The sequence below is a fragment of the Chryseosolibacter indicum genome (assembly GCF_018598585.1).
In the GTDB taxonomy this organism is placed as follows: Bacteria; Bacteroidota; Bacteroidia; order Cytophagales; family Cyclobacteriaceae; genus Chryseosolibacter; species Chryseosolibacter indicus.
This window is the reverse complement of the sequence record NZ_JAHESD010000019.1, coordinates 1-14,181: the sequence shown is the minus strand read 5'-3', so window position 1 is coordinate 14,181 and position 14,181 is coordinate 1. Positions and strand designations below refer to the sequence as shown.

Below are 14,181 nucleotides of genomic sequence, written 5' to 3'. Positions count from 1 at the left end.
TTTGTTTTTTACTTCACATCAGAAAGGACGTTCGAGAGGGCGTCCTTTAGTTTTTTCTTACCGATGAAGGCATCGAGCACAGCATAGAAGGCAATCTTGTCTTTTTTGTCGAGCTGTTCAATGAAGGCGAGTTTTTCTGCTAGAGACTTGTCGAACGAGTTTACATCCTTAAACCCCATTGCTGGCGCACGTCTGTGGCGTGTGCCATAATGATATGCACGGCTAGGTTGGAAAATCAAAATCTTCTATCTAGAAAAGCGTTAAAGAGGCCCAGAGCCTTTAAATGAACTGACGACTCTGGGTTGGTAGCATGTGTTATTATTTAGATACTGCTTTGAATATTAACTACTTCAAAGATTTATTTGCCATAGCAAAATGAGCTTGATGAAAATCTCCATTTGCTCCAACAACTGCCGTACCTGTCATAAACAAGATACGGGCATCTTCTCCATCTATAAAATAATAATTGAAAAGCTCTCGGCCTCCATTTGAAGCACCTGCAGGCACAGCCCATATATAAGCGTAGTCTTTGTTTTTGGATGCAATTAATTCATCAGCCTTCTCAAAAGGTACTACACTATATTTGTACTTGTAGTGTTTTTCAAGCTCTTTTTTATCTATTGTTTTTTGAAGACCCTTGCTGATAAGGGGATCGAAAATGATAACCGTTTTTGTCTTTAAAGCGTCCTTTCTCTTTTCAATATCCTTTTTCAAATCCGATAGACTGTTAATATCTCTTGTTAAGCAGTCATTCAATTGATTTTCTAAATGAAGAATCATAAAGGTCACTGTTCCGGGAGAAACACCAACAGCAGGCAAGTAGGAGTAGACAATTTCTTTATTGGGATTTTTTCCATTGGTTATAACAAGCGCTGTTGACTTACCTGACGACGACATGTGGTAAGCTAAATCTCTTGCGGAATTAAACCCGTAGTTAGCATTTGGTGAATAAAAATCACCTACTTTGTAGTTCTTGATTTCCGTGACTTCTAAGAGACTATAGTCACCATTTTTTTCGTCTTTTATCTTTTGTGCTTCTTCTTCAGTTATATATCTTACTTCATTTGAAAAATGCCATTCTTTGGAAACCGCATCCTTAATAAATTTATTAAGGGATGTAATACTTGTTTCATAACTCTTTAAATCCTCAGGTTTTTTGCTAAGACGTTTAATGGTTTTTTCGTCTGTTTGCTTAATCACAACCGCGAGTACGGTTTCCTTAATTTTTCTGGCATCTTCTTTATCGGATACAGTAAAAGAAGGTTGGGCAATAAGTGTTGTTAAACAATTAAAAAGGATAATAATTGCGAGTAGTGTCTTTTTCATATTTTTTTTCGCAAAGCTATATTATAACGAATGCAAGAAAATTGAACTGCAGCTGCTATCCGCCATATGTCATAATTTTGATCTTTATGCCAATCCTCGATTGTCTGTTTATACACAGGATACTTAAAGTTTCCTCTGTCTATTCTCTGATTAAGCACCCCATTCACCTCAAATCCAAATTAAAAGCTTTTAGTTTTCAGCGAATTTATTCTTTAGCTTCAGTAACACTATGGAGTTCTGAGCCTGAACAACATTGTTAAACAACTCTTTTAAATATTGATATTCTTCAGCACTGTAAACCGTTTTTGCTATTTGAAAGCTGAAACTCAGTGTGAGTATATTACTTTCCATTTGCGTAGTCATGAGCAGTCTTCCTCCTGAATTGGGTAGGGCTAATCCGATGTTTTTAGGAATTTCAACGACCTCGTATTCTTTAGGAAATTCCAGCGTAATGATAAACGTTTCTTCAAGGGGTGCACCGAAGTCTACTGGATATAAACGGTTGGCAAGTTTAAACGGGTTCTTTTCCCAACGATTATGCATGAAGGGATGAAATAGGATATGATCTGAGTTTGTTCCGTCTGGTTCAATTTCTATTTCAAATTTTTCTGAAAAGGATGAATTGACATCTTCCAGGTTTTTGAAGTCGAACTTTTTGATGTGTACGTTATGCCAGTTCTTCTGTAGTTTCTCAATATAGGCTTCATGTGAGCCAAAAGCGAAAATTGCTTTTCTTTTATCTACCGCATCGTATCCTACATGATTCAGATGAAAGGTTCCGGTTATTTTACCATCGCTTTCTAATTTCAGTGTAGTACTGGAGATTAACCTGTCCTTACTTTGAGGTTTTATTTCATGCCAGTACGATTGCTTTTTTCCAAGAACTCGCCCCTTTCCGTTAAGACATCTCTCCGGAAGAAGACCAAAGGAGAGAAGTTTGTCGGTGGCATCAAGCAAATATACCTTGTCCTGTATGTTTAGTTTGGCGACTACATAGTTAAAATCGCTTATGACAGGAAAGAGCTCGATGACAAGACCGTTCTTGCGGGTAGATAAAATCATAGGTTCTACATCTAAGCCAGCATGTTCCAGCGCAGCTATGAGTGTTAGGTTTATATCGCCTACGTTACCGCTACCGGTCTCAAATGCCTTCTTCAAACCATGTTCACTATGGAAGCCCATCACTTCGTTCCAGGTAAACTTTGTTTTTATTAATTCATAGATTTTTTGTGCTTTTACAAGAGGTTCATCAGTAGGGCCGTAAGATAATTCTACGTACTTGTCGACAACATTTCCGCCACGTCGTAATTGTATACCAAAATCTTCATCACGACGTAACTCTTCTTCTACATCCTTCCATTCTTTTGTTATTCTGTTTTTTCTACCATCGAAATAATGGATCTCTTCTAATTCGTAGTTAATAGAAGAGAGGAAATTAGATTTCGCTGTCATGTATTCTTCTTCCTCAAACGCAGGGATATTACTCATGGCATATTTAGATGCAGCACAGTCGGCTACGCCTCCGCCTATCGAAAAACAATCACGCACGAGCTCGCTTTCATTTTTCTCCAGGTTCAAAAAACCTTTAAGGGTGGTGTGGTACCTGTAGTTGCCAGGTATGGTTGTCCAATATTCACTCTGTACTTTTGGAATATCAGATTGAAATTCCCACGTGCGGAAATTGTATAGAAACGGAGACTCCAGTACATATACAATTTCAATTACACTACCCACACGTGCTCCTGGAACCGCGAACTTTTTAACGTCGTAGTATTTGTTTCTTTCTTCTGTAAATACATTCTTAGCCACCAATTTGACTTCCTGAATACTACCGGAGTTATCTAAATTAAATGAAGAAGCCTGAACAGATTTTAGGGCCTCTTTTTTTTGTTCGTTCTTCCGTAGCGGAATTTCAAAGTTTGCATACTCCAGGCCATCTGTTTTAAGTATTTTTAGCAATACGTGATAAGTAAAAATAAGGTTGAAGTCGTTGCCGTTCTCAATACGGGCATCTCCAAATTCATTGAGCATAACAGCTACGGCACTGGTATCTGAGGGATATATCTTCATCTTCAAATCAGCAACGCTTATCCTACCTTGAGGGAAACCAGTAACTTGTGCATTTGAAATGATTATTGAAAGATAAAGTATTGCGATGATACTAACCGACTTTAGCATATTCCAGATAAATTGAGAGTCTTTGATTATTGTATAAGTAATGTTTAACTATTCAAGAAGGATAATAAATTGGAGAGTACGAATGCGGGATGTACCTTATCATTGATGTGGGGCTTTTGTTTTTTATAAGATTGCGTTCGAGTTGTTTCAAAGATACTAATTTCTTTCTATTCGATGAGAATGGTTCTTGCTGGGATAAGGTTAAAGCTGTGATTCAAACAGTTTGGACATGGTTCTTTTTGATTTTACGCAGGAAGAATGTGTTCGGAATGATTGACTAAAGTTATTTCAATAAAAAAGTCCGGAGCAAATGCCCCAGACTTTAGGTATAAATAAACAAGCAGTATCTATTTTAATGAGGCACGTAAGCCGGCATAAATCATTCTTCCTCTGTTTACTGGAATGGCGTTGCCAGGAGATATTGAATTACCCCAATCCACTCCCCAGATCTCTTTATCCAGAATATTATCACCTTGAACAAACAAGCCTAGTTTAGACTTCATTGCCAGGTTTAATATCTTATTCAGGTCAGCGTCTATATAAAGGTTAAGGACATTGTAACTTCCTGCTTTAGGATTCAGACTTGAGAAAGGACCTGTGGTGTATTTCTTGTCAAGATTACCCTGATAAATATCAAATAAGCTTACGATAAAGCCTTTCTGGGAACGATAGCTTATACCACCTTTAGCGCCGAAGTTTGCAAGTGGGCTGTTATTGGTTATGCCATCTTCATTTTCATTTTCCTGGTATAACATTGATCCCGTTAAGAACAACGCATGGGAGATGTAATATTTGCCTTCGACCTCAATTCCTTTAAAAGTTACCTTTCCCTTGTTTGTGTAGTACATTAAATTATTTTGATCAGGTGTGCCAGGGGCAATGATGTCAGTCATTGTACTGCGGAAAAAGTTAACGCCGCCTTGTACCTTCTCTCCAAAGTAATTTACACCCACGTCCATAGTTGCAACTTTTTCTGGTCGGATGTCAGGATTGCCATTGAGCGATGTGCTGGTCATCGAATATTCATCCATGCTTGGTGCTCTGAATGCCTGACTGTAAAGTGCTTTGAAGTTAACACGTTTAGCAGGATACCATACCACACCACCACGAGGTACCAAGTCAAAGTCAAGGCCGTCTACTTTATTTCCCTGTACCCCTGCAATTAACTTTAGTGTTTCCAATAAATAGTAGTCTGCTTGAGTGTATAATGCCAAGCTTCCTCTGCTCTTGTCTGTAATTTTTATCGAAACTTCTGTTAAGGTCATGTCACTCTGTTGAATGAAAGTAGTCATGTTCTCCTTACCAATATTACTGTTGTAAAGTCCACCAAAAGTGAATTTCAATTTCTGGTTTACAGCGAGGCTATTTGTCCATTCTGCTACCAGGTCTTTAGAGTAACGGGTAAGTCCAGGGAAGGGACCCGATTTAAAGGTTGCGTAGTTGTACGTGACATTGAATGACATGTCCCAGTTTTGGTTCGCCTTTAAATTGTATCCCAGGTTTCCGAACGCTTTCGACCAATTGTCGTCCTGAGGACCAAACTGATAGTCAGTCGTAGTAAATTTATTGTAAGATCCGGTTAAGCTAAGTCCTTTATAAGTAGCACCCAGATAACTGCCAAAAGATTCATCTGCATGTAAGGAGTCCGTTGAGACAGGACCTGCCGTAGGATCAAAGAAATTAATCATTCTGTAAGCTGCGCGCCAATCGCCTTTGTCCATGTAACGGGCGGCGCCAACAATGTTCAGATCTCCCAGGTTTGCTTCTCCTTGTATGCTACCACCTTTCGCATTGTTACTACCACTCAATAACCTTGCTGAGAGGTTGTTTTCTTCGTTCCGCTGTGTAATAATGTTAATAACAGTAGAGAAAGCATTTGATCCATACAATACAGATCCAGGACCTCTGATTACTTCAATGCGTTCAATGATATTCAATGGAAATGCAGCATACATTTCACTGCTTATGCCACCTTCAACTATTTCCCGGGTAGGGCGTCCGTTGATCAGTATCAGGTTATGTCCTGAATTAATTCTTAGCTGATCACCACGGCTTGCAAGACCATATCCTTCTGAGAAGTAAGAGCGTATTGCAGTTAAGCTAGGTACACGTTCCAGCGCATCACGTAAAGTGATTCCGCCAAACCTTTCCAGTTCATCCCTTGTAATTACGGAAATAACACCTGCTGCATCTGAGATTTTTTCAGACGACTTTGAGGCCACAGTAATTTCAAGGTTCAGCAATTCTTCTAATGACATCGCTGACAGTTCTTCAAAGGACTGCTCAGCAACTGTCTTATTTTTTGTCGTGTTGTCTTTAACAGTGTCTTGTGGGATGTTTTGAGCCTGTAGACCAGCGCTTAGCGCAAGGCACGCCATAAAACTAAAGCCAGTCTTGGCGTAGCTCCCTTTTGTTAAATTAGAGAGTAAATTATTTTTCACGTTGCATCGGGGTTTAAAGGCTGACCCCATACAATTTTGCCGACAACTCGAATTAAACCGCGGAATCACGGTAAAACAAGGCTTTTCTAATTTATTGGAACAGTAAATACTCCCAGTATGGGAAATAATATTCTAATTTTAGTAAACGATTGCACTAACTATCGTTAAACGTCTATCCTTTTCTTTTTAAGTAGAAAAATAATCCTAAAGTAAATATCGCACCTGGAGAGGCCCACTGTATTGAAGTGATGTAATCATTAACTTCTAACGCTTTTTTCGATAGTAAATAGCAGATAAAATAAATAATCGGGTATGCGGTGGTGACAGCAATTAAGAACCTGAAGAAAACGTGTTTAAGTCTGGACTTTGTATTCTTTATAATTTCATCTTTATGACGAGGTGCTGCCAAACTCATGATATTAGCAACCAAAACGGCAGGATAAAAAAGGAGAAAGGAGCCACCGATTATAAGAAGAGAATAGTAAAGAAAAACTTGCAGCGTCTCCTTCATTTCTGTTTTAGAACCTTGTTAGGAGAATAGATTTCATAGGAATTCAGTTTGCGACTCAAAACATGGATATATTTAATGTCTGTCCTGATTTAATTTCAAAGTTTTTGATGGCGGTGTATTTGCTTCCTCCGGCTTGTTTTACACGAAACGCGATTTTATAGGAACCAGGGAGCAGATTATATGAATGCTGAGAGGCATTTTCGGCGAGATTACACACCCATTTTGTCTGTCCGTTTTCCAGTATTTCAAACAGGCTGCCATAGCCACCTGAAATAGTGTTGATGTTAACTAATCCTGTGGGAGGGAGCGTTATTGTTTTTGTCTTTCCAGTTTCAATACTCACAGTAAATAGTCTTCGTGGAAGTGTTAGTGTTTCTATCTCATAGTCTCCTGCAAGGTAGCGGTAGCTTTCTGCACTTCTTTGTTGGTTTAGTAGCTCTGATTTTCCTTTCTCGTGCACTAATACCAGGAACGAATTGCCGCGTGCCTCTGACCTTACTACAAGGCTTCCCTGTGGTGCCGGTATATTAATTACGTTGTGCTTACCATTTTCAATATTCACATTCTTCCTCACAACTGGAGGCAGTGTATTCACTACGATGTCGTATGAAAGCACGGGGTCTACCATTACAGAATCTGGTCTTCCGAGTTTATCCCGGTAGTGAACAAATTCATAGGCCGGTGTACCCGTAGCATTGTTGAGAAAGGTTACGTTGATATTTGTTTCTGTAGGTTGATTGTTTCCATCCAACAGTTCTACGCTGACACTTGTTTTGGCAAAGGTTGTTTCAATACTTTCGTTGAGAACTTTATTGAAGGAAGTTGAACTTTGTGAGTCAATATATTTCCCGACGCAATCCAATGCTTTGCCTCCTTGTATTCCTAATCCAATAACAAAAGGTTTCAGAAATACACCTTTACGCTGGAGTTCTATAGAGGCAGCACAAGGATCAGCTCCGCATGATTCAATACCATCGGTGATCAGGATAAGTACATTTCTATAGCCTTGTGCTGTTGGAAAATCATTGGCAGCTTGCTGTAATGAGAAAGTGATTGGCGTTACACCCTTTGGCCTTATTTCTTTAATTTTGTTAATAATGGTATTATGATTTTTAGGAGCGAAGGGAACTTCGAGTTTACTATCCTGGCAATTGTTTGCCTGCCGTGAATAACGGTGTCCGTAAACTCTTAAAGCCAACTCCAGGTTCGGGTTTACCCGAAGTGAATCTACAAGCCTTACCAGGATTCTCTTTGCTACATCCATACGCGACTCGTCCTTGCCCCACAAAGCTTCCATACTTCCCGAGCCATCTAGCACAAAAAGTACACGTGTTTTCTCAGGGATTATTTGTTGCACCTTATGCTGACCCTGCGCTATGGAAAAAGCCAGCAGAAGAAAAACAATAATTCCGGTTCTTTTTAAGATAGACTTCATCACATACATAACCCGAAAGTTAGGCCTAAATTATGGCAGAATGTAAATAATAGTTGCTTGCGGGTCTATGACTTGGTTATCGGTAAAATCGTTTTAATACGTTTAGGTCAGGGCATTCAGGAATTCAAACCTTTTTCAAAGAAATCCTTTACTCTGCTGCGCAGCTTCTTCTGAAATGCGGTGAGCGTGTTCTTTACCGAGGTAGTTATCAATGATGGAGTGTCCCAAATACACCAGAGGAGTTAATAATATCGCTATTGTGAATTTATAGATGTAATTGGTGATGGCGATGGCAAAAATCTGTTGTGTTGGGAATACACCATAAAAAGCAATAAATAAGACCACAAAGCTGTCGACCAGTTGAGATACCAGGGTTGATCCAGTTGCCCGTAACCATAGTCTCTTTCCGCCTGTTGTGCTTCTCAGTTTTTGGAATACAAATACATCAACCAATTGGCCAACAATAAAAGCCGTAAGCGAGCCAATGATAATACGTTGCCCTTGTCCTAATATACGGCTAAAGGCTTGGTCCATGTTGTATGTGCTGCCGTCTTCATTCTGAAGATTTCCCCACCAGGGAGCTGGTGGTAATTCAATAGCCATAAAGATGATAAGAAAAGCATATGCTATTAGAACAGCTGTAAGATAACTGATGCGCTTTACACCGGGTTTGCCAAAGTATTCATTAATAAGATCAGTTGTGATAAATACAACAGGCCAGATGAGGACACCTGCTGTGAGGTTAAAGTCCATTTTAAAACCCAATATCCCGATTTGAGCAGGAGCGACCCCAATAGTTGTTTCTCCAGAGAATATTTTTACGCCTATTATTTCTGCTAATAGCGCATTAGTGATAAAAATACCAGAAAGGATAACGAATAATCGGGTTCTCTTTTTTTCAAATTCAGATTCCATTGGTTGTTAGTCTTCAATTGTAAACGTACTTCCTTCAATTGCAAGCTGAACATTCGGGAAGACTGATTTGGCTTCGATTAATAAGGGATCGAGTTCCCTGTACCTTGCAGAGAAGTGGCCAAGAATTAAGCTATTAACTTCTGCTTTTTTTGCAATTGTTGCTGCTTGCTGTGCAGTGCTGTGTTGTGTTTCAATTGCCTTTTGTACTTCATCTGAACCAAACGTGGCTTCATGATAGAGTACGTCTATACCTTTAAGATGCCCAACTAGCTTTTCTTCATATGCTGTGTCAGAGCAGTAAGCATAACTTCTTGATTTGCGGGGTGGGAGCGTAAGGTCCGCATTCTTGTATAAGATGTTCCCTTCAACATCTATGACATCATGGCCACGTTTCAGATTGGCTATCTGTTGGATCAATAATCCAGTAGGTAACTTTTCTTTGTCTATTCTCCGTGGTTTTTCTTTCTCCCTGAAAATAAATCCTGAGCAGGTAAGTTTATGGACGAGCGGAACTGTTTCAACTGTTAAAGCATCATCTTCATAAATAACTTTGTGTTCGTCTTTTTCAAGCGTATGAAAAATGATTTTGAAATTGGGGCTCGATTGCGAGTAGCGAAAATGGGTAGTTATAATTTCGTCCAGGCCATGATGGCTGTAGATATGAAGGTCGTTTGTTCTTCTCAGCAGGTGCATTGTGAAGATCAATCCCATGAGCCCGAGGTAATGATCTCCATGAAGGTGTGTGATAAAGATATGGTTAATCCGGTGAAGGTTAGCCTGAAATTTCATGAGTTGCATCTGGGCACCTTCGCCGCAATCTATAAGGAAATGTTTGTTCTGTATTTCAACAAGCTGAGCAGAGGGAAATCTTCCATAGGCAGGAAGAGCGCCGCTGGATCCTAATATGGTAATCTTAAAACTCAAAATTTGTCATACATGTTAGAAGTAACAAATAAAAAAGAAATGACCAAAACATGGTTCTGGTCATTGTGTTATTTGTTATTGAGTTAATTAATTTCCTTCTGAGTCTTTGAGGTCTTTCTCAATCTCATGCATAAAAACAGCATCAATAGCTTCCTCAACTTTTGGAAGGATATTTAATACGCTGTCAAGTTGAGATATTTTGATAAGTTTTGTTGTATGCTCAGATAATGAAGCCAAAACAAATATTCCGCCATCTTCCTGAACAATACGGTTTCCTACCAATAGCGCGCTAAGTCCTGAGGAGTCGGTATACTTTACTTCAGAAAGGTCAAGAATAATATTTCTAACACCTTCCGCATGAAGTGTAATCAACTCAGATTTAAGATTAGGAGCTACGCTTGAATCTAGCTTCTCTTCATGCAGGTGAAGCAGGCTGTATTTTTCCTGTTTATCAATGGTATATTTCATGTTCAGTTAGTTGTCGCTAAAGGTATGAAAGCTTATTAATGCCTTCGTTCCAAAGATGCAATATAAAATCTAATTTATTATTTTTTCAGCTTTTCCCGGCCAACGGTTTCCATTGTTTTCAAAATGTTTTGCTCAATGCGGTTAAGGATAGAACCATAATCTATTGCCGGTAACGCTTCCCCACGTACCTGCTGATAAAGTTCCTTGTATCGTCCGGATATGGAGGTAATTATTTCATCAGTCATTTCTGGAATTACCTGGCCTTCCTTACCCTGAAATCCATTCTCAATGAGCCATTGTCTAACAAATTCTTTCGACAATTGTTTTTGAGGTTCTCCTTTTTTCTGACGGTCTTCATAGCCTTGTGTATAGAAGTAACGGGATGAGTCAGGTGTATGAACTTCGTCTATCAGGTAAATTGTACCCTGATGCTTACCAAATTCATATTTTGTATCTACAAGAATCAGGTTTCTTTGCTCAGCCAGTTCTGTTCCTTTTTTAAAAAGTTTAAAGGTGTAGTCCTCAAGCACTTTATAATCAGCTTCGGTTACCAGGCCTCTTTTCAAAATATCTTCTCTTGAAATGTCTTCATCGTGGCCTACTTTAGCTTTGGTAGTAGGTGTGATAATGGGCTGGGGGAGTTTGTCATTTTCTTTTAGCCCTTCTGGCAGAGGTACGCCGCAGAGCAATCTTTTTCCGGCTTTATATTCTCTCCATGCATGCCCTGAAAGATAACCACGTATTACCATTTCCACTGCAAATGGCTCGCATTTGAATCCTATGGTTACATTAGGATCCGGGCTTGTAATAACCCAATTCGGCACTAACGACTTGGTGGCTTCCAGGTTAAAGGCAGCTATTTGGTTGAGTACCCGTCCTTTATCAGGAATTGCTTTCGGCAGGATAACATCAAATGCAGAGATTCTGTCTGTGGCTACCATCGCCATAAAATCACCGAAATAATAAACATCGCGAACTTTGCCGCTATAAAAACCTGTTTGGCCAGGAAATTTGAACTTTGTTTCTTTAATGGCTTGCATTACTTTTTCTCTTCCCGTGTATTAACCAGGATTCCGGCCTTAAAAATAAGCGTTCTGATTAAATTTCCTTGCTCGTCATACTGTTTCCATTCTTTATGTTTTTTATCTGCTATGTACTCGCCTTGTTCTTTAACTTTTCCGTTTTTAAAATAGGTGGTGAATAAGCCATGTCTCCTGTTATTTCTGTATTCTCCGACTGTTTCCAAAGAGCCATCGGGGTAATAGGTTTTATAAGGACCAGCAAGTAGATTGAATTTCAGAACTTCCTCTTTTGCAGGTTTCCCATTTTCCCAATACGAGAGGCGTGGTCCGTTAAGCTTGCCATCTAAATATGTTTCTTTAACTTTTATTTTATTTGATCCCTCAAAGTAAGTGATCCAAACACCATGCGGTTTTTCATTTCTGAATCTTTTTTCGGAAACAAGAATCTTGTTCTGATTGTAATTGAGCTGTGTAAGATCAAGGCCATTGGTAGCCATCGTTTCCTTGGTCTTCACGGTGCCGTCCTGATAGTATTCGTAGTTAACCCCGGTTTTCTTTCCTTCCTTATAAGAGAACTTATGTTGAACAGAGCCTTCAGGGAAGTAGGCAATGTTATCGCCATGTAGTTTGCCCTCGAGAAAGTTTCCTTCAAGAATCAGGTGACCATCACGATCGTAAGTCTTGTATTGGCCGGTCTTAGATCCTTCTTTCATGGTTGACACTGTTTCTAATTGTCCATTGTTGTAATAGGTCTTATAAAACCCCTTCAAGATTCCGTTTTCATAATTTGCTTCCGTTTCTATTTTTCCGTTTTCATAAAATGTGCGGGTAACACCATTGGGCTTACCTTTCTTATATTGGATTTCTCTCCTGATCTTTCCATTGGGAAAGTATTCCTTAACAAGTCCTTCGGGCTTTCCTTTAACAAAATAAGTTTCTCCTTTAACATTGCCATTATCAAAATAGAGCTGAACGCTGTCTGTTAAAATATCGTTTTGGTAAAGTGCCCTTTGTACAGGATTACCATCTTCATTAAAGACTTCAACAATGCCATGCCGCATGCCTTGCACATAGTTTATCTTTCGTGCTGGTTTTCCGTTTTCATGGTATTCGGTGAATGTTCCTGATTTTTTACCATCATCAAAGTTACCTTCTACCATAATGCTTCCTCCTTCATAGAAGCGTTTATAAGGGCCGATCATGACTTCGCTATCCTGATTTGAAACCATGTATTCTTCCTGAAGCTTTTGCTTTTGAGAATCATGAAAAGTACGCACCAGTTTCTGCGCAGAGCCGGAAGTAAGTATGTGAATACAAATAATTGTAAATAGCGGAAATCTCATTCTTTTAAAATAAAAAAAGCCTCGCTTATAACGCAAGGCTTAAATTTATGTTGTACATCAAATCTTAGGCTTTTTCAATAACCATAGCGGAAGCCCCGCCGCCCCCGTTACAAATTCCGGCTACACCAATACTTGCATTATTTTGACCAAGCACATTAATTAACGTTGTTACGATACGAGCTCCGGAAGCACCCAGCGGATGCCCGAGAGCAACAGCACCACCATTAACATTAACAATGCCAGGATCGATACCAAGCTTCATATTGTTAGCAATGGCAACAGCGGAGAACGCTTCATTGATCTCGTAATAACCAACGTCTTTCTTATCAACACCTGCGTGTTTCATTGCCTTGGGTATGGCTATTGAAGGTGTTGTAGTAAACCACATCGGATCTTGCGCTGCATCAGCAAATCCTCTGATCTTCGCAATTGGTTTCAATCCCAATTCCTGTGCTTTTTCTTTACTCATTAGAATAAGAGCGGATGCACCGTCATTCAAGGTAGAAGCGTTTGCAGCCGTTACTGTTCCATCTTTTGTAAAGGCGGGTTTCAGAGACGGTATTTTATCAAAATTTACATTTTTGTATTCTTCGTCTTCTGCAAACAATGTTACGTTTCCCTTGCGATCAGTAACTTCTACCGGCACAATCTCATCTTTAAATTTACCATTAGTCCATGACGAAGCAGAACGCTTGTAAGAGTTAACTGCGTAGTTGTCCTGGTCCTGCCTGCTTATTTGCATTTCTTTTGCTGTATTGTCAGCACAAACACCCATCGCACAATGGTTATAAATGTCAGTGAGTCCATCGTATTGGAGTCCATCCAATAACTCGCCATGGCCGTACTTATATCCGGTTCTTGCTTTCATCAGGTAGTAGGGAATATTGCTCATGCTTTCGGTACCACCTGCAAGAACAATATCATTTTGGCCCAGCATGATGGACTGCGCCCCTAGCATAATAGCTTTCATACCTGAAGCACACACCTTATTCACAAGGGTACAAGGAATTTCAAAGCCAAGCCCTGCCGCCGCCGCAATTTGTGTTGCAGGAGCTTGTCCTAAACCCGCAGATAAAACATTCCCGATAAATACTTCCTGGATTTGTTTGGCATCAATACCGGCATGTTGGATGGCACCTTTTACAGCAGTAGCACCGAGTTGAACTGCTGTTAGTGAAGATAAACTACCTCCAAAACTTCCGATAGGGGTTCTTACCGCAGATATTATATAGACTTCTTTCATTAATGCAATCGTTTTAAAGCGGCTTAAAAATAAGGAAATAAGCCATTGGTTTCACATCAAACTGAATAAACCATGAATTAATTCACTTTTAGTTTAAGGTAGACTGAAAGTTTCTACCAGTCAGGTTTGCCACGATCTTTTGACTTGGTTGCCTTGCGTTTTTGTTGTTGTAAGTATTGTTTTTCCTGATTGCGCATTGCTTCAAGAATCATCTTCGCTTTCTCTTCGCTAATCTTCATCTCCTGCAGTTTCTCACGGTTCAGGTTCTGAGGCTGGTTTTTCTCCTGCTCCTCTTTATCCTGGTTTTGTTCTTCAGGTTTTCTTTCCTTTTGGTCCTTCTCTTTTTGATCTTTTTCTTTCTGGTCCTTTTCTTTC

12 protein-coding genes and 1 pseudogene are annotated in these 14,181 nt (G+C 39.5%); all 13 read right to left on the bottom strand.

Features of this window, described 5'->3' with window-relative positions; translation table 11 throughout:
* Nucleotides 1–8: 8 nt before the first annotated feature.
* The gene (locus tag KK060_RS10510) at nt 9–179 is read right to left on the bottom strand and encodes a hypothetical protein (protein WP_254153683.1); all 171 of its coding nucleotides are present in this window, start codon (nt 177–179) and stop codon (nt 9–11) included.
* Nucleotides 180–345: 166 nt separating this feature from the next.
* Entirely contained in the window at nt 346–1,326 is a 981-nt protein-coding gene (locus tag KK060_RS10505) for a hypothetical protein (RefSeq protein WP_254153682.1), read from the bottom strand.
* Between the two features lie 189 nt (nt 1,327–1,515).
* Complete coding sequence (locus tag KK060_RS10500; RefSeq protein WP_254153681.1) at nt 1,516–3,504, bottom strand: DUF3858 domain-containing protein; 1,989 nt, start codon at nt 3,502–3,504, stop codon at nt 1,516–1,518.
* A 347-nt stretch (nt 3,505–3,851) separates the two neighbouring features.
* Nucleotides 3,852–5,945, bottom strand: coding sequence for a TonB-dependent receptor plug domain-containing protein (locus KK060_RS10495; protein ID WP_254153680.1), 2,094 nt, complete (start codon nt 5,943–5,945; stop codon nt 3,852–3,854).
* 172 nt (nt 5,946–6,117) lie between these two features.
* Complete coding sequence (locus KK060_RS10490; protein WP_254153679.1) at nt 6,118–6,456, bottom strand: hypothetical protein; 339 nt, start codon at nt 6,454–6,456, stop codon at nt 6,118–6,120.
* A gap of 55 nt (nt 6,457–6,511) precedes the next feature.
* A complete protein-coding gene (locus KK060_RS10485) occupies nt 6,512–7,891 on the bottom strand; it encodes a vWA domain-containing protein (RefSeq protein ID WP_254153678.1) in 1,380 nt (459 codons plus the stop codon).
* 135 nt (nt 7,892–8,026) lie between these two features.
* On the bottom strand, nt 8,027–8,806 hold the full coding sequence (locus KK060_RS10480; RefSeq protein ID WP_254153677.1) for a queuosine precursor transporter: 780 nt from the start codon (nt 8,804–8,806) through the stop codon (nt 8,027–8,029).
* 6 nt (nt 8,807–8,812) lie between these two features.
* Complete coding sequence (locus KK060_RS10475; RefSeq protein WP_254153676.1) at nt 8,813–9,730, bottom strand: ribonuclease Z; 918 nt, start codon at nt 9,728–9,730, stop codon at nt 8,813–8,815.
* A gap of 87 nt (nt 9,731–9,817) precedes the next feature.
* Complete coding sequence (locus KK060_RS10470) at nt 9,818–10,198, bottom strand: STAS domain-containing protein (RefSeq protein ID WP_254153675.1); 381 nt, start codon at nt 10,196–10,198, stop codon at nt 9,818–9,820.
* A 77-nt stretch (nt 10,199–10,275) separates the two neighbouring features.
* Entirely contained in the window at nt 10,276–11,238 is a 963-nt protein-coding gene (locus tag KK060_RS10465; RefSeq protein ID WP_254153674.1) for a phosphoribosylaminoimidazolesuccinocarboxamide synthase, read from the bottom strand.
* Nucleotides 11,238–12,563, bottom strand: a complete 1,326-nt coding sequence (locus tag KK060_RS10460; RefSeq protein ID WP_254153673.1) for a toxin-antitoxin system YwqK family antitoxin — start codon at nt 12,561–12,563, stop codon at nt 11,238–11,240. The genes KK060_RS10465 and KK060_RS10460 overlap by 1 nt, the downstream gene beginning before the upstream one ends.
* 64 nt (nt 12,564–12,627) lie before the next feature.
* The gene (locus tag KK060_RS10455) at nt 12,628–13,806 is read right to left on the bottom strand and encodes an acetyl-CoA C-acyltransferase (protein WP_254153672.1); all 1,179 of its coding nucleotides are present in this window, start codon (nt 13,804–13,806) and stop codon (nt 12,628–12,630) included.
* Between the two features lie 113 nt (nt 13,807–13,919).
* Nucleotides 13,920–14,181 (bottom strand): annotated as a pseudogene (locus KK060_RS10450) (hypothetical protein); the annotation flags it as partial.